The organism is Sagittula sp. P11 (assembly GCF_002814095.1).
Lineage (GTDB): Bacteria > Pseudomonadota > Alphaproteobacteria > Rhodobacterales > Rhodobacteraceae > Sagittula.
Genome location: NZ_CP021913.1, coordinates 2,467,825 through 2,490,969 on the forward strand (window position 1 = coordinate 2,467,825; position 23,145 = coordinate 2,490,969).

The following is a 23,145-nucleotide window of genomic DNA, read 5'->3' on the forward strand; positions in this document are numbered from 1 at the left end:
AATAAATAAATTGACCGCGAATCGGTTTGGACTCAGATTCGAAGCCAACAACTGAGCGTGAAAACACGCCGGGGACAGAGGCAGAGAATGACAACGATGACACGTGCGAAGAGCGCCGCCGCGCTCCCGATCAATCAGATATTGGCTGGTGACTGTATCGAGGTGATGGACAGTCTTCCGGAGGCGTCTGTCGACCTGATCTTTGCGGATCCGCCTTACAACCTGCAGCTCAAGGGAGAGCTGCACCGTCCCGACAACTCCCGCGTGGATGCGGTGGACGACCATTGGGACCAGTTCAGCAACTTCGCCGCCTATGACGCCTTTACCAAGGACTGGCTGCGTGCGGCGCGCCGGCTGCTCAAGCCGGATGGCGCGATCTGGGTGATCGGTTCCTATCACAACATCTTCCGGGTCGGCGCGGCGTTGCAGGACGCAGGCTTCTGGATCCTGAACGACGTGGTCTGGCGCAAGGCCAACCCGATGCCCAACTTCCGCGGCAAGCGCTTCACCAACGCCCACGAGACGATGATCTGGGCGTCGAAGTCCGAAGGCGCGAAGTACACCTTCAACTACGAAGCGCTGAAGTCCCTGAACGAGGGCATCCAGATGCGCTCTGACTGGGTTCTGCCGATCTGCAACGGTGGCGAACGCCTGAAGGACGCCAACGGCGACAAGGCCCATCCGACGCAGAAGCCGCAGTCGCTGCTGCACCGTGTGATCGTCGGCTCGACCAACCCGGGTGACGTGGTTCTGGACCCGTTCTTCGGCACCGGCACGACCGGCGCCGTGGCCAAGATGCTGGGCCGTGACTGGATCGGCATCGAACGCGAATCCGCCTACCGCGAGGTCGCGCTGAAGCGCATGGGTGACGTGCGCGCCTTCGACAAGGGCGCGCTTGAGGTCAGCACCTCCAAGCGGGCAGAGCCCCGCGTGCCCTTCGGCCAGTTGGTCGAGCGCGGCATGCTGCGGCCCGGCGAGATGCTGATCAACGGCCGTGGCCAGATGGCCAAGGTGCGCGCGGACGGCACGCTGGTGGGCGACGGCGTGACCGGCTCCATCCACCAGGTGGGGGCCAAGCTCGAGGGCGCGCCCTCCTGCAACGGCTGGACCTACTGGCATTTCCGCCGCGACGGCAAGACGGTGCCGATCGACGTTCTGCGCCAGCAGATCCGCTCGGAGATGTAAGAACACCCCCAGAGGGTTTCCCGTAATTCAAGAACACCGCCGGTGCACTGTGGGCTGCCACAGGCACTGACTTGCCCCGTCTGCCCTGCAGACGGGGCTTTTTTTGCGGGCGGGTCCGGTTATCCTGACGGGAAAGGGAGGGCTGCCCATGCGGTTGAGAGCGGACTTCACCCGGCGCGAGGTGGTGCGTCCGGAGGATTACGAATGGCGGTCGTCACCGGCGAGCGGCGTGGATCGGATGATGCTGGACCGGATCGGCGAGGAGGTAGCCCGCGCCACCACCATCGTGCGCTTCGCCCCGAACAGCGCCTTCGATCCCCACACGCACGGCGGCGGCGAGGAATACCTCGTGCTGGAGGGCGTTTTCTCCGATGAGTTCGGTGACTATCCGGCGGGCACCTACGTGCGCAATCCGATCGGCACGCGCCACACGCCGCGTATCGGCCCCGAAGGTGCGACGATCCTCGTGAAGCTCTGCCAGTTCGACGAAAATGATACGGAGCAGAAGGTCATCGACACCCGGACGGCGCAGTTCCAGCCGGGCAGGGCGCCGGGGGTGAGCGAGCTTCTCCTGCACGATGTGCCGGGCGAACGGGTCCGCATGGTGCGGTTTGCACCGGGCGCACGACTGGACACGGCCGACAAGGCGACATCCGAGGAGATCTTCGTGGTCGAGGGCGTCCTGGAGGACGACACCGGTCGCTGTCCCGCGGGGACTTGGCTGCGCAGTCCGGACGGCGCGGGCAAAAGCCGGGGATCGCAGGACGGTTGCCTGCTCTATGTGAAGACCGGCCACCTTCCGGTCTGAGCCTTCGCGCGGGGTGGCGCATAGCCCCACCCTACGGACCGTCGGGACACCCTGTAGGGCGGGGCTGTGCGCCGCCCCGGCGCGGGACCTGCGCGCCGGGCCTTTCCCTCGGTCGGCGCAGGGCCTAAGCCTTGGCGCCATGGACATGCGCGCAATACTCATGGGACTGGCCTTCGCGGCGATGTGGTCCTCTGCCTTCACCTCCGCCCGGATCATCGTCGCCGCCGCCCCGCCGCTTACGGCACTGGCGCTGCGGTTCCTGATCTCGGGCCTCATCGCTGTCGTGATCGCGTTGATCATGCGGCAAAGCTGGCGGCTGACGGCGGCGCAATGGCGTGCGACCGTCGTTTTCGGCACCTGTCAGAACGCGCTCTATCTCGGGCTCAACTTCGTCGCCATGCAGACCATCGAGGCGTCGCTGGCCGCGATCATCGCGTCGACCATGCCGCTTCTGGTGGCGCTTGCCGGATGGCTCTTCTTGGGCGAAAAGCTGGTGGGACAGGCCGCGCTGGGGCTGGTGGCCGGTGTGCTGGGCGTGGTGATCATCATGGGCGCGCGTTTCGGCGGGGGGCTCGACCTCTTCGGCGTGACACTCTGTGTGCTGGGGGTGCTGGCCTTGACCGTAGCCACCCTGTCGCTGCGGGGGGCGACCTCCGGCGGGAACTTCATGATGGTCGTTGGCCTGCAGATGCTGATCGGCAGCGCGGTGCTCTGGGTGCCTGCGCTCGCGCTCGAGACGCCGGAAATCGCGTGGTCGCCGCGGCTGATCGCGGCCTTCGCCTATACGACGCTGGTGCCCGGTCTTGCGGCCACCTTCGTCTGGGTGCTGCTGGTCAACCGCATCGGGACCGTCCGGGCGTCGACCTTCCACTTCCTCAACCCGTTCCTCGGCGTGGCCATCGCAGCCGCGCTGCTGGGTGAGAAACTGCGCCTGCTCGACCTGGTCGGCGTGGCCGTGATCGCCGGCGGTATCCTCTTGGTGCAGCTTGCGAAACTGCCCGCCGCCTCTGCCCCCGTGCCGCGCGACAGCTAAAAAACCTGCGAAAACCACGGCAGTTTGCCGAAGCCGGCGGCAGGTTTTGTTTACCCATCGCATCTAGGGTCGCGCCAAGGCCGTGGGGCGGAGTTTTCTGTCCCCGCGCGCCAGCCATCGACGCGAGGTACAGCATGAGCCGGCTCTCCATTCGACTGCAGATCTTCCTCCTGGCCGCGGTTCTCGTCGGGTCGCTGCTGGCGGTGTCCGGACTTGGCTGGGTCACCCAGCGCCAGCTGGGCGCCGTGATCCAGAGCGGCAACAACACATCCGAGGAGAGCGCGGCGCTGAATGCCCTGATGGAGGAAATCGACGAATCCGTGTCCAACCTTCTGCTGTTCGGAGTGGCACCGGACGGCAATTGGGATACGTTTGCGGAGGGTTATGCCGCGTCGCTGACGAACCTCACCGCGGCGGAGGCGCTGTTCACCAAACCGTCGGAGAAACACACCTTCGCCCGCTCGCAACTGGAAGGCGTCCGGATCGCATTGGAGCAGATCCCGCAGTATTTCGAAGAGGCGCAGAGCGAGGCGCTCTTCGGTCAGCTCGACACGATCCGCCGGGACATCCTGCCGAAACTCGACACCGCCGAGCAGCATGTCGGTGACCTCATGGACTGGATCAACGACGCGGCAGCCACGGCCCGTGCAGAGGCGGAAACGACGCTCGAGTCTGCCGAACTTCGCATCCTGCTGGCGAACAGCTTTGCCGCCGCCGTGGGCATACTCCTCGCGTATTTCTTCGGGCGCCAGCTTTCCCAGCCGATCGAGCGTGCGCGGGAACGGATCGGTCGCCTGGTCGGGAACGATTACGACAGCCCGATCGCGGATCGCGACCGCGGGGACGAGGTCGGCGCCATTGCCCGCGCGCTCGAGGACCTGCGCCGAAAGCTGGTCGATGCCGAACGCGCCGAAGAGCGTACGCGGGCCGAAAACGGGCGCAGGATCGACCTCTTCCAGGCGCTCGGTGTCTCCATGAGCCAGCTGCGCGGCGGCAAGCTGGGGCAGCGGATCGAAGCGGAGGACTGGGAGGATTTGGGCGACAGTTACGTCAAGCTGTGCCGCGATTTCAACGACCTGGCGCAGGCGCTCGAAACGTTGGTCGCTTCGCTGCGAGACAGCACCCAGACCGTGCGGAGCAACGCAACCGAGCTGTCCGGCATGTCGGAGGAGATGTCGCGCCGGGCGGAGGTGCAGGCCGCCACGCTGGAAGAATCCGCCGCGGCCCTCGACGCCTTGTCGAGCGGTGTGCAATCGGCGGCGGACAAGGCCAGGGACGCCGACGAAAAGGTCGTCGAGGGCCGGCGGCGCGCAGAGGAAGGCGGCGAAGTCATGGCCCGCGCCCTGCAAGCCATGAGCTCCATCGCGAAAAGCTCAGAACAGATCAGCCAGATCATCACGGTGATCGACGACATCGCCTTCCAGACCAACCTGCTGGCGCTCAATGCCGGGGTCGAGGCGGCGCGCGCGGGCGAATCGGGCAAGGGTTTCTCCGTGGTCGCCTCCGAAGTGCGGGGACTGGCGCAGCGCGCGTCCGCCTCCGCGGGCGAGATCAAGGAGCTCGTCATGAACAGCGTCGACCAGGTCGAGGACGGCGAGCGGCTCGTGCAGGAGACCAGCCAGACCCTGTCGCACATCGTGGACAGCGTGTCGGAGGTCTCCGGCCTCGTGTCGTCGATCGCACGGATGGCGCGCGAACAGGCGGGCGGCGTTCAGGAGATCAACGTTGGCATCGCCGAACTGGACAAGGTGACCCAGCACAACGCCGCCATGGTCAACCAGACCAGCGCATCGAGCCAGCAACTGACGGTCGAGGCGACGCGCCTGTCCGACCTTCTCGCGCAATTCACTGGCGGGACGGAAGTATCCGCATCCACCTCCGTCCCGCCGGGTGTGCCGGAACTCTTCGGAATGGATTTCACGCTTGAGACCCCTTTGGAGACCCGGGTTGGCACCGGGGCCCGTCGCCCTGCCATCAAGTCTGAGGCCGTAAGCTCCGATGACACAGCGGACGCCGGTGCGGGCACGTCAGGCGCAAAGGGCGGCGCATCTCGTGGCCGTGACAGGGCCGACGACGGGACCTCTGCCGAACAGAAAGAACGCCTGCTGCATGGCAGCTGGGAGGGGGAGAACGTCGATCCCCGCCCGGTCGAAGTCCAAGAAGAAAAGGTGGCGGTCAACGCGCCCGCCGCGGCTCGGTCCCCCGCACCGAAAAAGGTGGCCTCTGCCGCCTCCGGCCCGGTCAGCTGGGACGAGTTCTGATCCGGCCGTTCAGCCGCCGATACGTCCGCCCGCGTCGCCGATCTGGCCACGGTGCAGCAGCAGGTGGTCGAGGATGACGCAGGCCATCATGGCCTCGCCCACCGGGACCGCGCGGATGCCGACGCAAGGGTCGTGACGGCCCTTCGTGACGATCTCCGTCTCCTCGCCGGTCAGCGTGATGGTCTTGCGCGGCGTCAGGATCGACGAGGTCGGCTTCACCGCGAAGCGCACGACGATCTCCTGTCCGGTCGAGATGCCGCCAAGGATGCCGCCCGCGTGGTTCGAACTGTAGCGCGGCCCGGTGTTGGACATGAAGATCTCGTCGGCGTTCTGGGATCCGGTCAGCGCCGCCGCTGCCATGCCCTCGCCGATCTCGACGCCCTTCACCGCGTTGATCGACATCATCGCGGCGGCCAGATCGGTGTCGAGCTTGCCGTAGACCGGCGCCCCGAGACCCGCGGGCACACCGCGTGCCACGACCTCGATCACTGCACCGACGCTGTCACCGGACTTGCGCAGGTCGTCGAGGTAGCCCGCCCAGTCTTCCGCCGTCTCGGCGTCCGGACACCAGAACGGGTTCTGCTCGATCTGCGCATCGTCGTAGCGGGCGGGGTCCGCCTTCCGCGGGCCCATCTGCACCATGTAGCCGCGGATCTCCACATCCGGGGCCAAGGCGTTCAGCGCCGCCCGTGCCAGACCGCCCGCCGCCACGCGCGCGGCCGTCTCCCGCGCGGAGGACCGGCCGCCGCCGCGATAGTCGCGAATGCCGTACTTCTGGAAATAGGTAATGTCGGCGTGACCGGGCCGGAACTTCTGCGCGATGTCGCCATAGTCCTTCGACCGCTGGTCGGTGTTCTCGATCATCAGCTGGACGGGCGTGCCGGTGGTGCGCCCCTCGAACGTGCCCGACAGGATGCGCACGGCGTCCGGTTCGCGCCGCTGCGTGGTGTACTTGTTCTGCCCGGGCTTGCGCTTGTCCAGCCAGCGCTGAAGCATCGCCTCGTCGATCTCCACCCCCGGCGGCACGCCGTCGACGGTTGCCCCCAGCGCGGGGCCGTGGCTTTCGCCCCATGTCGTGACGCGGAAGATATGGCCGAAGGTGTTGAGGCTCATGGGCGGTCTCCTTTGGGCGGTGTCCTAGGGCAGGGCGCGCGGGCGCTCAAGGGGTTTCGCCTTGCCAGCCGGAGCGCACAGCCCTAGGGTCCGCCCTACCTCGGGGTGGCGGAGCACGATCCGCCTGAGATTTGCGTAGCCGCATCAACCCGTTGAACCTGAACCGGTTAGCACCGGCGGAGGGAAGGTATCGGTCTGACTCCGAATCTTGCCCTCTCGTGAGCGAAACTTGGAGGAAGATGATGAAGACCTTCACTTTTGCAGCGGGATTGTTTCTTGCCACCGGCGCCGTCACGGCTGCCGCTGCGCAGGAGGTTCTGACTGTTTATGCCCCGGACTACTTCGTCTCGGAGTGGGGCCCGGGCCCGAAGATCGAGGAACTGTTCGAGGCCCAGTGCGGCTGCGACCTGCAGTTCAAGCCGGGCGAGCTGCTGCCCCGCATCATGCTTGAAGGCGACCGGACCGAAGCCGACGTGGTGATCGGCCTGAACACCGATGTCACGCAGAAGGCGCGGGAAAGCGGCCTCTTCGCGCCGCACGGGGTCGACCTGTCGCCGCTGACCCTGCCGCTGGACTGGACCGACGAGGTCTTCCTGCCGTTCAACTACGGGCACACGGCGTTTGTCTACGACGCCACGAAGATGGAGCCGCCGGCCTCGCTCGAAGCGATGGAGACGCTGCCCGAAGGCGTGCGCATCGTCATCCAGGACCCGCGCACCTCGATCTCCGGCCTTGCGCTGGTCCTGTGGATCAAGTCGGTCTACGGCGACGAGGCTGGCACCTTCTGGGAGGCGCTGGCGCCGAACATCGTCACCGTGACGAAGGGCTGGTCGGAAAGCTACGGGCTGTTCACCGATGGCGAGGCCGACATGGTGCTCAGCTACACGACTTCGCCCGCCTATCACATCATTGCCGAGGGCGACGAGACGAAGAAGGCGGCGATCTTCCCCGAGGGCCATTACTTCATGGTCGAACTGGCGGTCAAGGTCGCGGGCAGCGACCAGCCGGAGCTGGCGCAGCAGTTCATGGACTTCATCCTCAGCCACGACTTCCAGTCGATGATCGCGACCGGCAACTGGTCGATCCCGGCTGCCCTGCCGCAAGACGAGTGGCCGGAAGGGTTCCAGCAGCTCGACCTGCCGGAAGAGGTGATCTTCTATTCCGAGGACGAGGCCGCGGCGCTCAGGGACGAGGCTATCGAGGAATGGCGGCGCGCGCTCTCCCGCTGATCGCGGGCGCGGCCCTTGCATCGCTGACGCTGGGGCCGGTCGCGGTTGTGCTGCTGCGGGCCGGGGGGCTGGGTGCGCTTGCGCCCGGCGACCTCGCCGCGCTGCGCTTCACGCTTGTGCAGGCCGCGATCTCGGCGGCGGTCAGCGTGGCCTTGGCCGTTCCGGTGGCGCGGGCGCTGATGCGGCAACGCTTTCCCGGACGTGCGGCGCTGGTCGCGCTGATGGGGGCGCCGTTCATCCTGCCGGTGATCGTTGCGGTGATGGGCCTGATCGCGGTCTTCGGCCGGAACGGACTGGTGAACGGCCTGCTGGGTGTCCTCGGCCTGCCATTGGTCGATGTCTACGGGTTCCATGGCGTGGTGCTGGCGCATGTGTTCTTCAATCTGCCGCTCGCCGTCCGGATGCTGCTGAACGGCTGGCAGGCGGTGCCGGGAGAGCGGCTGCGCCTTGCGGCCTCGCTCGGCCTGTCGCGCGGAGCGATGTGGCGGGTGATCGACGCGCCGGTCGTGCTGCGCGTCGCGCCGGGCGCCTTCGTGGTGATCTTCGTGATCTGCCTGACCTCTTTTGCCGTGGCGCTGACGCTTGGCGGCGGACCGCGTGCGACGACCGTCGAGCTGGCGATCTACCAGGCGATGCGCTTCGATTTCGACCTCGGGCGGGCGTCGGTCCTGGCGCTGGTGCAACTGGCACTTGGTCTGGTCGCCGGGCTGGCGGCGCTGAAGATCGCGCGGGGCGAAGGGTTCGGCGTGGGCCGCGACCGCATCGTGCCGCGCAGCGACGGCAGGGGGTGGGTCCGGGGTGTGGACTACGCCTGGATCGTGGCGGCGGCGCTTTTCCTGCTGGTGCCGCTGGGCACCGTCCTGACACGGGGGGCGCCCGGCTTGCTGCTGCTGGGGCCGGACACCTTCCGCGCGGCGGGTCATTCGATCGCCGTGGCGCTGGCCTCCACCGTGCTGTGCATGGCCTGGGCCATGGCGCTCGCCAACCGGCGCGGAGAGCTGCTGGCGCTGGCGGCCATCGCCGTGTCGCCGCTGGTGCTGGGCACCGGGCTGTTCCTGATGCTGCGGCCCTTCGTCAACCCTTTCAGCATGGCACTGCCGGTGACGGCGCTGGTCAATGCGCTGATGGGGCTGCCCTTCGCGCTGCGGATCATCGTCCCGCAGGCAGAGGCGGTGGAATCCGGCTTTGGCCGACTGCGCGCCTCGCTGGGCATGACGGGGTTCGCGTGGTGGTGGCTGGTCTGGCTGCCCCGCCTGCGCCGTCCGCTGGGGTTCGCGTCGGGGCTGGTGGCGGCCTTGGCGATGGGCGACCTGGGGGTCATCGCGCTTTTCGCGGACCCGGACCGGGCGACGCTGCCGCTGCAGGTCTACCGGCTGATGGGATCCTACCAGATGGAGGCTGCGGCGGGCGCGGCCCTGTTGTTGCTGGGGCTCAGCCTTGGCGCGTTTGTCATGCTCGACCGGGGAGGGCGCCTTGCTGACGCTTGAAGCACTGCACGCCGACATGGATGGCACCACGCTGTCGGCCGATCTGTCATTGTCGCCGGGGCGGCGTGTGGCTGTGCTGGGGCCGTCCGGCGCGGGCAAGTCCACTCTGCTCGACCTCTTGGCCGGGTTCCGGACGGCACGGAGCGGCTGCATACTTTGGGACGGGCGCGACCTGACGACGGTGCCGCCCGAGAAGCGCCCGGTGTCTATCCTCTTCCAAGACGGCAACCTCTTCCCGCATCTCGACGTGGGTCGGAACCTCGGGCTGGCGCTGCGCCCGGACGGGCGGCGCCCCGGCCCGGAGGACACCGCGCGCATCGAAGAGGCGCTGCGGCGCGTAGGGCTGGAGGGCATGGCGGCGCGCAAGCCCGGCACGCTGTCGGGCGGGCAGCAATCGCGGGCAGCCCTTGCGCGCGTACTGCTCATGGCCCGGCCGATCCTTCTGCTGGACGAACCTTTCGCCGCGCTCGGTCCCGGCCTCAAGCGCGAGATGCTGGCGCTGGTGGGCGAGGTTGGCGCAAGCCTTGGCGCGCTGACGATCATGGTCACGCACGACCCGGGCGATGCGCGCGCCTTTGCCGAGGAGGTCGTGCTGGTGGCGGACGGTAGGGTGCATGCGCCGGTCGCGACGGATGCCTTCTTTGCCGCGCCGCCGCCCGCGTTCCGGGACTACCTCGGGGAGTGAGGGGTTCCTGTGCCGTTGCCGGTCCGGTTATCCTCGGGCCAACTAAGGTGCGGGGGTGAGAGCATGCACAGACGGACTTCATTCCGGCTTTCCGAGCGGGTGATGGGCATGGACGAGGCCACATGGGCGCGCCATGCCAACCCGTGGAGCGCGTGGTCGCGCGTCACGATCCTGCCGCTGCTGGCGCTGGCGATCTGGAGCCGTGTGTGGATCGGAGCTTGGGCGCTGCTGCCGGTCGCCGCCGTGCTGCTGTGGGTCTGGCTGAACCCTCGGCTGTTCCCGGTGCCCCGGACAACGGACGCCTGGATGACGCAGGCCGTGCTGGGTGAGCGGGACTGGCTGGCGCAGGGCGACGCGCCGGAGGTGGCGCATCATTGGACCATGGTGCGCCTTCTGACCGGGGCCAGCGGCATCGGGAGCGTGGTGCTGATCGTCGGGCTGGTCTGGCTGAACGTCGCCTTGACGCTGGCGGGCCTTGTCCTCGCCATGGGCGGCAAGCTGTGGCTGATGGACGTGATGGTGCGCGCCCGCCGCGATCTGCAGGCAGCGGGGCGGGAGACGGTCAGTATTTGAGACCCGTGTCGCAGAGCACCGTTACCACGGTCGCGTCGCGCGCGAGACGGCCCGACGCCAGCAGCTTGGCCGCCGCGCAGACATTGGCTGCGGCGGAGTAGCCCACGTAGAGCCCCTCCTGCGCGGCGAGGCGGCGGTGCCAGTCGGTGACCTCTGCGTCGGTGACGGTCATCCCGAAGTTCATCAGCGTCGCGTCCCAGTGTGGCGGCACGAGGCCGTAGCCGGTGCCCTGCAGCATGTGCCGGGTCTTCACCACGGGTTTGCCTGCGAGCGGTTCGCTCCCTTCCGGTTCGACCGGCGCGCAAAGGGTCGCGGGGTTCGCGGCTTTCAGCGCCTTCGCGATGCCAACGTATGTGGACCCGGTGCCCACCGCCGCGACGAAGGCATCCACCGGGCCGTCTGCCTGGGCGAGGATCTCGGCGCCGGTGATCTCGTGGGCGGCGATGCCCTCGGTCGCGTTGAACTGGTCGACGTAGAAGGCGCCTTCGATGGTGGCGAGGCGCTGCGCCTCTTCCGCGGCGGCGGCGACATCGGCGCCCGTGACCTGCCCGGGGACGCCGTCGACCTGCGGCACCAGCACGACACGCGCGCCAAGGCCCTCCATCATGCGGGCACGGGCGGGGCTGTTACCGGCCGACATGGTCGCGATGAATGGATGGCCGAGGGCGGCGCAGACGACGGCCAGACCGGCACCCATGTTGCCGGAGGTCATCTCCACCACCGGCATACCGGGCTGCAGGCGTCCGTCGGCGCGGGCGGCGCGCAGGATGGCCAGCGCGGCGCGGTCCTTGACGCTGCCGCCGGGCATCAGGAACTCCGCCTTGGCCAGGATACGCCCCGGCCCCTCATGGCAGCGCGTCAACTCGACAAGGGGGGTGTTGCCGATGAGGTCGAGGACGGAGACGGGCATGGGCGGGCCTTTCGTGGTTTCCCGATGGGTAACGGGTCGCGCGGGCGGAGGCAAAGGGCCACAGGCGGCGCACCGCTCCAAAAGCAGAAAGCCCCGCCGGTTGGGGCGGGGCTTTCCGTTTCACTGTCCGATCAGGATCAGGCGTGCGGCTTGCGCTTGATCGGTGCCCAGATGCGCTTGTTCACGAGGTAGAGCAGCGCGGACATGATGATCAGGAAGAACACGCCGATGAAGCCTGCTTCCTTGCGGGCCATCATCTTCGGTTCCGCCGCCCACATCAGGAAGGCCGCGACGTCCTGCGCCTCGTGGTGCAGGGAGTTGGAGTGGCCGTCGTCAAAGTCGACGTCCTCGCCGTAGAGCGGCTGCGCCATGCCGATCCAGCTGCCCGGAACGGTGTGGTTGCCTTCCTCGTCGAGGCACTCTGCCGGGTAGCCGCCCGCGGTGAAGACCGTGTTGTAGCTGCCGGAGAAGTCCTCGGGCGCACATTCCGGTGCTTCGTGGTAGCCGGTCAGCAGCGAGGCGATGTATTCCGCGCCGCCCATGCCCTTGAGGAACTGGTTGATGCCGAGGCCGTAGGGACCGTGGAAACCTGCCCGTGCCTTCGCCATCAGCGACAGGTCGGGTGCGCCGGCCGACGTGACACGCGGGAAGTTGTCCGCGGGACGGGCGGGACGGAAATCGCCGTCGCCATCGGCCAGTTCCTCGTCCCAGACCTGGAAGTTCTCGGCATAGGCGAAGACCTGGTCCTCGTTGTAGCCGAGCGCCGACAGGTCACGGATCGGCACGTACTGCAGGCCGTGGCAGGCCGAGCAGATCTCCGTGTAGACCTTGAGGCCGCGCTGGAGCTGCATCTGATCGTAGGCGCCGAAGGGGCCTTCGAAGGAGAACGCGAAGTCCTCGACGTGGGACTCTCCCCCGGCGGCATGTGCGCCGGAGGCAAGACCGATGGCCGTCAGGGCCGCGAAGGTGAGCTTCTTGAACATCTCTTGCGATCCTTTCGAGGTCATTCCGCCGGAGCGTTGGCGGTTTGGCCGGAAGTGTCGGATTTCGGCGGGTAGTGCGCGTCGAAATCCTCTTCGATGGTCGTCGGGCGCGGAAGCGGCTTCTCGATCACGCCAAGCAGCGGCAGGATGACGAGGAAGTACGCGAACCAGTAGGCCGAGGCGATCAGCGAGAAGGAGGCGTAGGGCTCCTCTGCCGGCATCGCACCGAGCCACATCAGCGCCATGAAGTCGATCACCAGCAGCCAGAACCACCACTTGAACATCGGGCGGTACTTGCCCGAGCGCACGGAGGAGGTGTCGAGCCAGGGTGCCAGTGCCATCGCGAGGATCGCGCCGAACATCGCCAGCACGCCGAAGAACTTCGCATCGACGATGCCGCCGGTGATGAAGCTGGCGATTTGAACGACCCAGACCTCGGACGTGAACGCGCGCAGGATGGCGTAGAACGGCAGGAAGTACCATTCCGGCACGATGTGCGCGGGCGTCGAGAGCGGGTTCGCCTCGATGTAGTTGTCCGGGTGGCCAAGGTAGTTCGGCATGAAGCCGACGATGGCGAAGAACACGGCCAGGATCACCGCAAGGGCGAACAGGTCCTTGATCACGTAGTACGGCCAGAAGGGAACGGTGTCTTTCTGCGCTTCGGCCTTCGACCCGCGACGCACCTCGACACCGGTCGGGTTGTTGTTGCCCGTGGTGTGGAACGCCCAGATGTGCACGGCCACGAGGGCGGCGATCACGAAGGGCAGCAGGTAGTGCAGCGAGAAGAAGCGGTTCAGCGTGGCGTTGTCCACGGCGGGTCCGCCCAGCAGCCAGGTCTGGATCGGCTCACCGATGAACGGGATGGCGCCGAACAGGCCGGTGATCACGGTCGCACCCCAGAAGGACATCTGACCCCAGGGCAGAACGTAGCCCATGAAGGCGGTGCCCATCATGCAGAGGTAGATCAGCATGCCGATGATCCACGTGATCTCGCGCGGGGCCTTGTAGGAGCCGTAGTAGAGACCGCGGAAGATGTGCGCGTAGACCGCGACGAAGAACAGCGATGCGCCGTTCATGTGCAGGTAGCGGATGAAGTGGCCGCCGTTCACGTTGCGCATGATGTGCTCGACCGAGGCGAAGGCCAGGTCGACATGCGGCGTGTAGTGCATCACGAGGATGACGCCGGTGGCGATCTGCAGAACGAGGCAGAAGGTCAGGATGATGCCCCAGATCCACATCCAGTTGAGGTTCTTGGGGGTCGGGATCATGATGGTGTCGTAGAGCAGGCCGATGATCGGCAGGCGCGAATGCACCCAACGCTCGGCGCCGGTCTTCGGCTCGTAATGATCGTGCGGGATTCCAGCCATGGTGCGCGCTCCTTAACCCAGCAGAATGGTGGTGCCATCGACCCAGGAGGTCGGCGGGATGTGCAGGTTCTGCGGTGCGGGGCCTTTGCGGATCCGGCCCGACAGGTCGTAGTGCGACCCGTGGCAGGGGCAGAACCAGCCGCCGAAATCGCCGGAGTCGCCAAGCGGCACGCAGCCCAGGTGGGTGCAGACGCCCATCTGCACCAGCCAGCTCTCGGCGGCCTCGTCCGAACCCTCGGGGCTCGGCATCGTGCGGTTCATGTCCGTCGCGGGAGCGTTCGGATCGATGTTCTCGTTCCGGGCCAGCGGATCGACGACGCTGACGCCTGCCGCAAATTCCTCGTCCTGCGCCTTGGCCCGCTCGATTTCCGCTTCGGTGCGGTGGCGGATGAAGACCGGCTTGCCCAGCCATTTCACCGTCAGCTGCGAGCCCGGAGCCACGCCGGACACGTCGACGCGGATGGTCGACAGCGCCCGCACGTCGGCGGAGGGGTTCATCTGGTTGACCAGCGGCCAGACCGCGGCGCCCGCTGTGACGGCCCCGGCGCCGGCAGCGGCGTAGTAGAGGAAGTCCCTGCGGGTGGCATCATGATCGTCTGCGTGAGACACGATTGTCGCTCCCTTGTTTCGGGCCCGAGGAAGCGCCCTCCGGCCGAGATACGTCCAATGAAGGGAACGAGTCGGTCGACTCTCCCGTACATTTCAGAGCGGTATCTACCCGTCACCTTTCAGGTGGTAAAGCGTGCAAAAGCCACAGATTGCCGTTCGTGCGCATGTGTCGCGGTTGAAAGCCCGCTTTCAGGGGTTTAGATGAGGACCCGAGCAGAGGGAGAACACCCCATGAAGCGTCTGATTCTCGCCGCGGGGTTGTCCTGCGCAATGGCTGCCCCGGCAGCGGCCGAAACCGAGTTGTCCTTTTACCTGGGGTGGCAGACCCTCCCGCACAGCCGCATTTCGGGCGACCTGCCCAACGGCGGCGGATCGTATGACGAGCTGGTCGGCTGGGAAGGCAAACCCTTTGAAATGCCGCCCTATTACGGTGCACGCGCCACGTGGTGGCGGGCCGATAACCTGGGCTTCGGCGTCGAATACACCCACACCAAGGCCTATGCGCCCGACGACACGATGGATGCGCTCGGCTTTTCGCGGTTGGAGTTCACCGATGGGCACAACGTGGCGACGGTCAACGTGATGAAGCGCTGGCCGGAGCTGTGGGGCAAGACAACACCCTATGTCGGCGGCGGTCTGGGTGTGGCTTTCCCGCATGTCGATGCCAAGCACGACTCCGGCTCGCGGACCTACGGGTTCCAGGTGACCGGCCCGGCGGCGCGGTTGATGGCGGGTGCGAGCTATCCGATCAACGACCGGTTCTCCGTCTTCGGGGAATACCAGTTCACCTATTCGTCGAACGAAGGTGAGTTCGACGAGGGCGGCACCTTCGAGACCGACATCAAGACGAACGCGCTGAACGTCGGCATCTCGATGAAGTTCTGAAGGATTTCGAAGGGCGGGCGGCGCATAGCCCCGCCCTACGAAAATCCCGTTTCTTTCCAACAGCTTTCACATGACCTAACGGGCCTGCAAGGCGGCGCGCAGCCCCGCCCTCCGATCCGTACCGCCGGTCAGGCGGTGGGCTGCGTGGCCTTCATCGACTCGCGTTCGGAGAAGCGGGCGTACCACTGGGCCAGCGCGTCGTGGCCGGTGCGCCAGCCGCGGACGTCATGGCGGAAGTCGAGGTAGCCCAGCGCGCAGCCGACGGCGATCTGGCCCATGTCGAGGGGGCCGTTCAGGTGGCTCATCCAGCGGGTTTCCAGAGCGTCGAGGGCGCGGGAGACCTTGCCCCACTGGCCTTCGATCCACTCCATCGACGCGTTCTCGGGCGAGCGGAAACGTTCCTCGTAGATGATGAGGAGGGCGGCTTCGAGGATGCCGTCGGCGGTCGCCTCGAGCGTCAACGTGTCCCAGATTCTGCTTTCGGGATAAAGGTTTGCCCCGGCCTTGGCGTCGAGATAGCGGCAGATCACCCGGCTGTCGTAGAGCGCGGGGGCGTTTTCGCGGATCAGGGCGGGGATCTTGCCCACCGGGTTGGCGGAGGTCAGGGCCGGGTCCGGCGCCATGGGAGAGGCCACCACGTCGATCTGTTCGACATCCCCGATCTGTCCTGTCTCGTGCAGGGTCACGACGACCTTGCGCACAAACGGCGACGGGCCGTGCTTCAGAAGTTTCATGGGGGTTCTCCGCAAATTGCCTGCGCCCATGATTGGCAGAGCGCCCCCGGGGTCTCAAGGGCCTCCGCGCGGCATGGCGTTAACCCGCCCTGCCGGGGTCTTGCCGGTTAATGCGGCGCCCGCCGGGGTAACGGGGCGCACGGTGCGGACAGCCACAGCATTTGGCGGCAGCGGACACAGCCCACCACAACGGTTTAACGGAAGTTTACCGATGGCCCCGGGGCATTAAGGGACGAACCGGCCGATTGGACCCCGATTCCCGGCCGGTTGTTAACCTTTGGCAGATTCGGCCGCCGCAAAACCGTTGCGCGGCGATTTTTCCTGTTAACCTGCCCCGGAAAGCCCCTGAACGCCGCCCAAGGCGCGGGCCACGCCACCTTCACGATGGCGTTGGATCGGCGCGGGACCCGTTCCCTTCGGCGCGGAATGACCCATACTCCCTTGCAGAGGTGACACACGCGGGCCGCGCGTCTGCCGCGCGGCCGCACCGACCGACAGGAGGCACCGCCATGACCCCCCGCCCCAGGGCTTTCGGCCCGATGACCCGCCGCAGCCTGATCCTGACCGGAGCCGCCGGACTGGTGTCCGGCCTGAGCGTGCCCGCCCGCGCGGCGGGTGTCGCGCCGACCCCGTCGATGCGCGGCGGGGCGAACAACTACCGTCCCGGCGCGCCCATAGTCGAGCGGATCGGCGGGGGCGGTTTCCTGATGTCCGGCACGGTGCGCCGGGCCGGGGACGGCGCGCCGCTGAAAGGCGTGCGCATCCAGATCTGGGCGCACACCACCGAAGGCCACGAGCGCGATCCCCAAAGCCACGGCGCCACGCTGACCGACGAAAACGGCGTTTTCCGGATGGACATGCCGCAGATCGTGCCGGCCTTCGGCCAGGCGCACGGGCACCTCGCCTATGACAGCGGCGATTTCGAGACGGTGTTCCTGCGGCCGGTGATGCGCAGCGCAGAGGAGACGAGCCTGACCGCCGACTTCGTGCTGCAACCGGCGTGACGCGCGCCTTTCCATGATACGATACCTGATCTGGGGCGGGCTGGGCCTGATCGCAGTGGCCGCGATCCTCGAGGCGGCGTTCAGCCCCCTGCTTCAATGGCGGCAACCGGTCTACATCGCCGCGGGCTTTGCCGGGATCGTGGCGATGCTGCTGGTGCTGGCCCAGCCGCTGCTGGCGGGCGGTCTGCTGCCCGGCGTGCGGATGCAGGCGGGGCGGCGGGTGCACCGCTGGACGGGTGCCGCGCTGCTGGTGGCCGTATTGATCCACGTGGGCGGGTTGTGGGTGACTTCGCCGCCGGACATGGTGGATGCGCTGACCTTCACGTCGCCCACGCCGTTTTCGCCCTGGGGCGTGGTGGCGATGTGGGCGCTGTTCGCCACGGCGGTTCTGGCGCTACTGCGCGACCGGCTGAGCGCGCGGGGCTGGCGGCTGGGCCATTCCGCGCTGGCGCTGGCGATCGTCACGGGCAGCGTCGTGCACGCCCTGCTGATCGAGGGGACCATGGGCACCCTGTCGAAGGTGGCGCTGTGCGCCGTCACCGTGGCGGTGCTGCTGCGGGTGCTGATGCGGCTTAGGGTGTGGCGGCTGGTGGCGCGCTAGGATCAGCCCGCCTTGGGATGGCAGGCATCGTAGATCTTCATCAGGTGGACCTGATCGACGGCGGTATAGGCCTGCGTGGTCGAGAGGCTGGCGTGGCCCAGCAGTTCCTGGATCGCGCGCAGGTCGCCGCCCGCGTGCAGCAGGTGCGTGGCAAAGCTGTGGCGCATGGCGTGCGGCGTGGCCGTGGCGGGCAGGCCAAGCTGCATCCGGGCCTGTTCGGTGACCTTGGCGATCAGGCGCGCGTTCAGCGGGCCGCCGCGTGCACCCCGGAACAGCGCGAGGTCCCGTTCCGGCGGATACGGGCAGAGGCTGAGATAGGTCTCGACCGCGCGGCGGGCGACGGGCAGGACCGGGACGATGCGTTCCTTGTTGCCTTTGCCGACGATGCGCAGGCTGTCGGTCAGCGGCAAATGGCGCCCGGTGAGCGAGAGCGCCTCGGATATCCGCAGGCCGCAGCCGTAGAGCAGCGTGACCACGGCGGCGTCTCGGGCGCCCTGCCAGCTTGTTGTGGACTGAAGCTCTACCGTGTCGATCATGGCGCGGGCGGCGTCCTCGGACAGCGGGCGGGGGAGCTTCTTCTGGAACTTCGGCGCGCGGGTGGCGAGCACGGCGGTCGGTTCGAAGCCCTCGCGTTCCGAGAGCCAGCGGTAGAAGGTCTTTACCGCCGAAAGTTTGCGCGCCATGGAGCGCGAACTGATCTGGGTGCGCCGCAGGTGGGCCATCCATGCGCGCATGTCGGCGGTGGTGACGCGCGCCAGCGGGGCGAGGCCCTGCGGTTCCGCGTGATGCTGGGTGAGGAAGGCGATGAAGTCGACGACATCCGCGCGGTAGGCGGTGATCGTGTTGTTGGAGGCATCGCGCAGCGCCTTGGCGTGTTCGAGCCAGTCGGCGAGCGCGGTGCGGGCGGCGGGTGAAATCTCGAGCGTCATGGCGCTGCCTTTCGCATCTGTCCCCCGGGGTACTGTGGTCAGGCTGGCAGCGCCTGTGGTCGTGCGGGCGATGTGCGCCCGCGGTGCGGTCAGTTCAGCCAGCGCCGCATGGAGCGTTCGAAGACGCCCGCGAAGAAGGCGAGCAGGTCGGTGCCCTGCTGCGGCGTGAACTGGTGCGGGTCCTCGGAACCCATGACCAAGAGGCCGGGCAGGCGGCCGGGGCCGAAGTCGAGTTTCAGGCAGGCTTCGGACCGGATGAACTCTGCCCGGGTGCCGTAGACCCGGCCGTCGCCGTGGCTGACCTGACGAAGCGTGACCGCACGGATCGGTGCCTCTCGGCCCGAGGCGATGAAATCCTCGACAAAGCCCGGTTCGGCGACCGACAGCACCTCGCCCAGGCGGCGGATCACCGGCTCGCGGTCGTTCTGCTTGCTTTCGAGGACCAGCTTGATGACGTCGACGCGCAGGATCTGCGCGACCTCGCCGCCGAGGTCCTTGAGGAAGGGCTCGAATTCCAGCGGGTCGAGCATGCGCAGGATCGCGCGGTGGATCTGGTTGGTGCCTGCGAGGTTCTCGTAGGCGGCGGCGATGACGGAGCGGTGCGTGTCCTCGAGCCGGTCGAGCCGGGCCTCGAGCCGTTCCATGGCGATGCCGCGCAGGTCGACGATGTTGCCGCCCATGGCCCGTTCGTTCGCCGCGATCAGGGCGTGCATGAGATCCTTGTCGTCGAGGATCATGTCGGGCCGCGAAATGATCGTCTCGCGGAGCGACTCCTCGATTCGTGCAATGCTGCTCATGCTGTGCCTGTCCCGTGATGCTGCCCGTGGCGCGTTTGCCGCGCCGGTTTTGATGGATTGGAGGTTTTGTGTCCCAAGGGCGCCGCCGCTGTCAAGATTTTAAGGGATAATCCGGGGTGTTAACCGGGTGACGGGACACTTGGGACACGGCGCGTGCTGTGCAAAGCTGGGGGCAGGAGGACCACACCCATGCCCGAGATCAGACAGACCACCGACCGCCAGACGGTCATCACCACGTTCGAGACCAGCCCCGGCAATTGCGAGGACCTGCTGGACGCCCTGAGGGAGGCCTATGCGGGCTTCATCTCGAAGCAGCCGGGGTTCGTTGCGGCGGCGCTGCACGTCAACGACGCGCAGACGCGGATCGCCAACTATTCCCAGTGGCGGCACCGCGAGGACTTTCTCAAGATGCTGCGGTCGGAGGAGATGCGCGCGCACAACAAGCGGTTCAACACGCTCTGCCGCAGCTTCGAGCCGGTGCTTTACGAGGTGGCGGCGACGTTCTGACCTTTGCCGCAGCGGCGGGCCGGGTCAGCCGTGGGAGGGCCAGGCGCGGTGTTCGTCGTCGATGACGAAGACGTGCCGGTGCCGCTTGTGTCCGTAGGCCTTCAGGTGCGGATGGTCGGGCGGCAGGTCCGGGTGGTCGTGCGCCAGTTCGGACGGGTCGCCTGCGGGCCAGACACGTGCGCCTGTCAGCACGCCTGCGGCCGCCAGCCCGCCCAGCAGCAGAAGCGCCGGGGTCATGCCGAAGGCGTCGCCGACCCACCCCGCCAGCGGGTAGGTCAGCAGCCAGCAGGCGTGGGACAGGGCGAATTGCGCGGCGAACAGCGCGGGCCGGTCGCCGGACGCGGAGGACCGGCGCAAAAGCCGCCCCGAAGGCGTCAGGATCGCGGAGTAGAGCATCCCGTTCACCGCCCAAAGCGCGAGGAGGGCGGCCCAGGGCACGGCGCCGCCGGTCAGGCGCCAGAGGCCGTGGCCCAGCGTGACCGCCGCCAGAAGCGTCGCCGCCGTCATCATCACCGGGCGGTCTGCCAGCCGGTCGAGCAGGCGCGGCAGGGCCAGCGCGGTCAGCATCGAGCCCACGCCGAAGGCGGCGAGCGCATAGGCCACGTCGGCCTCTGTCCCGGCAAAGGCGGCGCGGACGATCACCACGGTGTTGACGATGACGAAGGCGCCGCCCGCCGCCGCCGCGAGGTTCAGCGCCAGAAGCCCGCGCAGCCGGGGCGTGGCGAGGTAGATGCGCGCGCCCCGGGTCAGCCGGTCGGCAAAGCTGCGGCGGTGGTCTCGCCGCGCGCGGGCAGCGGCGTGACACCGACCAGCAGCGCGGAGGCGAGGAAACCCGCCACGGTGCCCGCGAAAAGGCCGTGGTAGCTCATCACCAGCAGGAGCAGGCCCGCGATGGTCGGGCTGACGAGGTTTTCGAGGTCATAGGCCAGCCGCGACAGCGAGAGGGCGCGGGTATAGGCGGCCTCTTCCGGCAGGATGTCGGGGATCAGCGCCTGGAAGGCGGGGGTGAAGGTGGCGGAGGCGGCCTGAAGCACGAAGATCAGGACATAGACCTGCCAGACCGCGTCGATGAAGGGCAGCGCCAGCGCCACGGCGGCGCGCAGGAGGTCGGCGCCGATCAGCACGGCCTTGCGGGGCAGGCGTTCGGCGGCGGCGTTGGCCAGCGGAGCAAGGCCCACGTAGGCGATCATCTTGATGGCGAGCGCGGTGCCCAGCACGGCCCCGGCGCGGTCCCCGGCTAGGTCGTAGGCCAGAAGGCCGAGCGCCACGGTCATCAGCCCGGTGCCGAGCAGGGCGATGACCTGCGCGGTGAAAAGGCGGCTGTAGACGGGGTGGGCGAGGACGCTCAGCATGTCCGGACCCTAGCACAGGGCCGGGGTCCGGATCATCGGGGATCTGCGTCCTTGCGGCGTCGTTTCACGACCCCGGCCAAGGGTCTTGCCGATCAGGCGGGGATCAGGCCGCGATCGGGGTGACGAGGTCGGCGGCGGCAAATCGGAAGCCGGAGCCGCGCACGGTTTCGATGTCCACCGCCCCGTCCGCCGCCGCGAGGCAGGCGCGCAGGTTGCAGACGTAGACGTCGAAGACCCGGGCGTCGGGCTCGTTCTCAAGCCCGTAGATGTGGGACAGCAGTTCCGACCGCGTGACCAGCCGCCCCGGCCGCAGCGCGAGGTATTCGAGCAGCTCGTAGAGCTTCGGCGAGAGCTTGATCGGGCAGGCCAGCAGGTAGGCCTTGCGGGTCAGCAGGTCGATGCGCAGCGGGCCGTGGAGGATCTGCGGACGGCCCAGCCCGCGCGACCGGCGGGCGACGGCCTGCAGGGTGACGACGTTCTCTTCGGCGGGGCGGGCCGAATCGAGCACGCAGTCGGCGCCGCCGTCGAGCAGCGCGGCGATCTGTTCCGGCGTGGGCCTCGGCGTCACGAGGGCCACGGGCATGTCCGGCGCGGCACGGCGGATCGCGGCGAGCGACAGGCCGCGCGGCCCGAGCTGGTCGGCGGCGACGATCAGCAGGTCGGCCTCGCCATGGCGCATGAAGTGGGGGATGTCCTCGATCCGGTCGGTGCGCGTCATCAGCGTGCCGTTCGCGGCAAGCTCGGCGGCGAGGGTCATCAAGGTCCAGTCGGTTTCGGCAATCAGGTAACGCATCGGTCTCCTCACTCTGATCGGGAGCGTGTCCGCTGCGGCTGGCCCGGAGCGGGCCACGCACATGGCAGTCGGTGCGCGCACGGGAGGAGCCGTTTTGGCCGCCGGGCGCGGAGGGAGGTGCGTTCTGTCACCTGCTTAACGGGTTACGTGTGCAATGTGTGCGTATTGTGGCCGCTTTCCGGCGCGGGCGCGGCATGACCTGAATCAAGGCGGGTTGCGGCGGCCGGGCGCAGGATGAGCCCGAGAGCCGGCCCGGCGGGCGGGCGGCGGGGCAGGAGGCCTTTCCATATATCACAACATTCTGGTTCCGGTCGCGCTCGACCAGGCGGGGGGGCCCGCGGTCCCGAAGGTGCTGGAGGTGGCGCGGCGGCTGGCGGGCGAGGACGCGACGATCACCGTGCTGCACGTGGTCGAGGAGGTGCCGGGCTACATCGAGGGCTACCTGCCGGCGGGTTATCTCGCCGAGGCGCGGCAGCGGATCGCGGAGGAGATCGCGCATCTGACCGAGGAGGTGCCGGGCGGCGTGCCCGCCGTGATCACCGGCCACGCGGGGCGGTCCATCGTCGACTGGGTGGAGGATCACGGCGTGGACCTTGTGGTCATGGCCTCGCACCGGCCGGGGATGCAGGACCTGCTGATCGGCTCGGTCGCGGCGCATGTTGTGCGTCATGTGACCTGTGCTGTGCACGTGGTGCGTTGACAAGGACCCCTGCGCGCCCAGATGTGCGCGTATGGACAAGCTTTACGATCTGACGGAACGGGACGGGCTGCCGGAGGCGCTGAGGGTGCTTCTGGAGGCGTTCCCGCGTGCCGACTGGCAGGCGCACCCCAACTTTGCCGGACTGGTGGCCTTCTGGCTGGACCGGCACGAGATGTTCCGCCAGCTCTGCGAGGTGATGCGGACCGATGCGGAGGGCGTGGTCGACGGCCAGATGGACCCGCGCGAGATGCAGGCCCGGCTGAGCCGCTACGGCGGGATGCTGGTGCAGAACCTGCACGGTCACCACCAGATCGAGGACATGCATTACTTTCCGGTGCTGAAGGCGCGCGAGGCGCGGCTGGACCGGGGGTTCGAGATACTCGACCGCGACCACCACGCGATGGACGGGCTGATCGCGCGATTCGCCGATGGCGCCAACGGGGTGCTGCGCGGCCAGCGCGAGGCCGGGACCTTCCGCGAGGACGTGATCGGCTTCGAGACGCTGCTGCGCCGGCACCTCGCCGACGAGGAAGACCTGATCGTGCCGGTGATCCTGAAACACGGACCCGACGGGCTGCACTGAGCGGCAGGCCGGGGGAG

At 67.8% G+C, this 23,145-nt stretch carries 23 protein-coding genes, 1 pseudogene and 1 riboswitch; of the genes and pseudogenes, 14 read left to right on the forward strand and 10 right to left on the reverse strand.

All coding sequences use genetic code 11. The features are described from left to right. The first annotated feature begins 87 nt into the window (after positions 1-87). From CDO87_RS11890 to CDO87_RS11905, 4 genes are all read left to right on the forward strand, one after another. A complete protein-coding gene (locus CDO87_RS11890) occupies positions 88-1,185 on the forward strand; it encodes a site-specific DNA-methyltransferase (RefSeq protein WP_100928972.1) in 1,098 nt (365 codons plus the stop codon). Positions 1,186-1,333: 148 nt separating this feature from the next. Continuing rightward, a complete protein-coding gene (locus CDO87_RS11895) occupies positions 1,334-1,993 on the forward strand; it encodes a cupin domain-containing protein (protein ID WP_198521706.1) in 660 nt (219 codons plus the stop codon). A gap of 139 nt (positions 1,994-2,132) precedes the next feature. Continuing rightward, positions 2,133-3,026, forward strand: coding sequence for a DMT family transporter (locus tag CDO87_RS11900; protein ID WP_100928973.1), 894 nt, complete (start codon positions 2,133-2,135; stop codon positions 3,024-3,026). 134 nt (positions 3,027-3,160) lie between these two features. Beyond that, a complete protein-coding gene (locus CDO87_RS11905) occupies positions 3,161-5,287 on the forward strand; it encodes a methyl-accepting chemotaxis protein (RefSeq protein ID WP_100928974.1) in 2,127 nt (708 codons plus the stop codon). 9 nt (positions 5,288-5,296) lie between these two features. Here the strand turns inward: CDO87_RS11905 and aroC are convergent, their stop codons facing one another. Continuing rightward, the gene (gene aroC, locus CDO87_RS11910) at positions 5,297-6,400 is read right to left on the reverse strand and encodes a chorismate synthase (protein WP_100928975.1); all 1,104 of its coding nucleotides are present in this window, start codon (positions 6,398-6,400) and stop codon (positions 5,297-5,299) included. Between the two features lie 91 nt (positions 6,401-6,491). Continuing rightward, a riboswitch (TPP riboswitch) is annotated at positions 6,492-6,602 on the forward strand. A 40-nt stretch (positions 6,603-6,642) separates the two neighbouring features. On the opposite strand from aroC, the gene CDO87_RS11915 reads away from it, so the two are divergent. From CDO87_RS11915 to CDO87_RS11930, 4 genes are all read left to right on the forward strand, one after another. Continuing rightward, on the forward strand, positions 6,643-7,629 hold the full coding sequence (locus CDO87_RS11915) for a thiamine ABC transporter substrate binding subunit (RefSeq protein ID WP_100930943.1): 987 nt from the start codon (positions 6,643-6,645) through the stop codon (positions 7,627-7,629). Beyond that, positions 7,605-9,116 (forward strand): hypothetical protein, encoded by a 1,512-nt coding sequence (locus CDO87_RS11920; RefSeq protein WP_100928976.1) that lies wholly within the window; start codon positions 7,605-7,607, stop codon positions 9,114-9,116. Before CDO87_RS11915 ends, CDO87_RS11920 begins: the two co-directional genes overlap by 25 nt. Beyond that, a complete protein-coding gene (locus tag CDO87_RS11925) occupies positions 9,103-9,801 on the forward strand; it encodes an ATP-binding cassette domain-containing protein (protein ID WP_373418409.1) in 699 nt (232 codons plus the stop codon). The genes CDO87_RS11920 and CDO87_RS11925 overlap by 14 nt, the downstream gene beginning before the upstream one ends. Positions 9,802-9,864: 63 nt before the next feature. Next, on the forward strand, positions 9,865-10,374 hold the full coding sequence (locus CDO87_RS11930) for a DUF6653 family protein (protein ID WP_254698084.1): 510 nt from the start codon (positions 9,865-9,867) through the stop codon (positions 10,372-10,374). On the opposite strand, the gene CDO87_RS11935 is transcribed toward CDO87_RS11930, so the two are convergent. The 4 genes from CDO87_RS11935 to petA all read right to left on the reverse strand — a co-directional run bounded on the left by CDO87_RS11935 (position 10,364) and on the right by petA (position 14,243). Then, positions 10,364-11,284, reverse strand: coding sequence for a PLP-dependent cysteine synthase family protein (locus CDO87_RS11935; RefSeq protein WP_100928979.1), 921 nt, complete (start codon positions 11,282-11,284; stop codon positions 10,364-10,366). The two genes, CDO87_RS11930 and CDO87_RS11935, sit on opposite strands and share 11 nt — an antisense overlap. A 137-nt stretch (positions 11,285-11,421) precedes the next feature. After that, entirely contained in the window at positions 11,422-12,267 is an 846-nt protein-coding gene (locus CDO87_RS11940) for a cytochrome c1 (protein ID WP_100928980.1), read from the reverse strand. 20 nt (positions 12,268-12,287) lie between these two features. Further along, positions 12,288-13,634, reverse strand: a complete 1,347-nt coding sequence (gene petB, locus CDO87_RS11945; RefSeq protein WP_100928981.1) for a cytochrome b — start codon at positions 13,632-13,634, stop codon at positions 12,288-12,290. Between the two features lie 12 nt (positions 13,635-13,646). Then, a complete protein-coding gene (petA, locus tag CDO87_RS11950; protein ID WP_100928982.1) occupies positions 13,647-14,243 on the reverse strand; it encodes a ubiquinol-cytochrome c reductase iron-sulfur subunit in 597 nt (198 codons plus the stop codon). Between the two features lie 231 nt (positions 14,244-14,474). On the opposite strand from petA, the gene CDO87_RS11955 reads away from it, so the two are divergent. Then, positions 14,475-15,128 carry an outer membrane protein gene (locus CDO87_RS11955; RefSeq protein WP_100928983.1) on the forward strand — a complete coding sequence of 218 codons (654 nt, stop codon included), beginning with the start codon at positions 14,475-14,477 and terminating at the stop codon, positions 15,126-15,128. A gap of 128 nt (positions 15,129-15,256) precedes the next feature. Here the strand turns inward: CDO87_RS11955 and CDO87_RS11960 are convergent, their stop codons facing one another. Further along, positions 15,257-15,862, reverse strand: a complete 606-nt coding sequence (locus CDO87_RS11960; RefSeq protein WP_100928984.1) for a glutathione S-transferase — start codon at positions 15,860-15,862, stop codon at positions 15,257-15,259. 509 nt (positions 15,863-16,371) lie between these two features. Here CDO87_RS11960 and CDO87_RS11965 point away from each other — a divergent pair. Further along, entirely contained in the window at positions 16,372-16,866 is a 495-nt protein-coding gene (locus tag CDO87_RS11965) for a twin-arginine translocation pathway signal (RefSeq protein ID WP_100928985.1), read from the forward strand. A gap of 13 nt (positions 16,867-16,879) precedes the next feature. Continuing rightward, a complete protein-coding gene (locus tag CDO87_RS11970) occupies positions 16,880-17,467 on the forward strand; it encodes a ferric reductase-like transmembrane domain-containing protein (RefSeq protein WP_100928986.1) in 588 nt (195 codons plus the stop codon). A 2-nt stretch (positions 17,468-17,469) separates the two neighbouring features. Here CDO87_RS11970 and CDO87_RS11975 read toward each other — a convergent pair whose 3' ends face one another. Continuing rightward, positions 17,470-18,396 carry a tyrosine recombinase XerC gene (locus CDO87_RS11975; RefSeq protein ID WP_100928987.1) on the reverse strand — a complete coding sequence of 309 codons (927 nt, stop codon included), beginning with the start codon at positions 18,394-18,396 and terminating at the stop codon, positions 17,470-17,472. An 89-nt stretch (positions 18,397-18,485) separates the two neighbouring features. Continuing rightward, on the reverse strand, positions 18,486-19,193 hold the full coding sequence (locus CDO87_RS11980) for a DUF484 family protein (RefSeq protein WP_100928988.1): 708 nt from the start codon (positions 19,191-19,193) through the stop codon (positions 18,486-18,488). 189 nt (positions 19,194-19,382) lie between these two features. Between CDO87_RS11980 and CDO87_RS11985 the strand changes: the two genes are divergently transcribed. Further along, positions 19,383-19,700 (forward strand): antibiotic biosynthesis monooxygenase, encoded by a 318-nt coding sequence (locus CDO87_RS11985; protein WP_100928989.1) that lies wholly within the window; start codon positions 19,383-19,385, stop codon positions 19,698-19,700. A 24-nt stretch (positions 19,701-19,724) separates the two neighbouring features. Here CDO87_RS11985 and CDO87_RS11990 read toward each other — a convergent pair. Together CDO87_RS11990 and CDO87_RS11995 are read right to left on the reverse strand one after the other, a co-directional pair. Continuing rightward, positions 19,725-21,052, reverse strand: a pseudogene (locus CDO87_RS11990) (MFS transporter). Between the two features lie 103 nt (positions 21,053-21,155). Continuing rightward, positions 21,156-21,845 carry a response regulator transcription factor gene (locus tag CDO87_RS11995; protein ID WP_100928990.1) on the reverse strand — a complete coding sequence of 230 codons (690 nt, stop codon included), beginning with the start codon at positions 21,843-21,845 and terminating at the stop codon, positions 21,156-21,158. Between the two features lie 349 nt (positions 21,846-22,194). Between CDO87_RS11995 and CDO87_RS12000 the strand changes: the two genes are divergently transcribed. After that, positions 22,195-22,545, forward strand: coding sequence for a universal stress protein (locus CDO87_RS12000; RefSeq protein ID WP_308213884.1), 351 nt, complete (start codon positions 22,195-22,197; stop codon positions 22,543-22,545). A 31-nt stretch (positions 22,546-22,576) separates the two neighbouring features. After that, positions 22,577-23,128 (forward strand): hemerythrin domain-containing protein, encoded by a 552-nt coding sequence (locus tag CDO87_RS12005; RefSeq protein ID WP_100928992.1) that lies wholly within the window; start codon positions 22,577-22,579, stop codon positions 23,126-23,128. Positions 23,129-23,145: the final 17 nt, after the last annotated feature.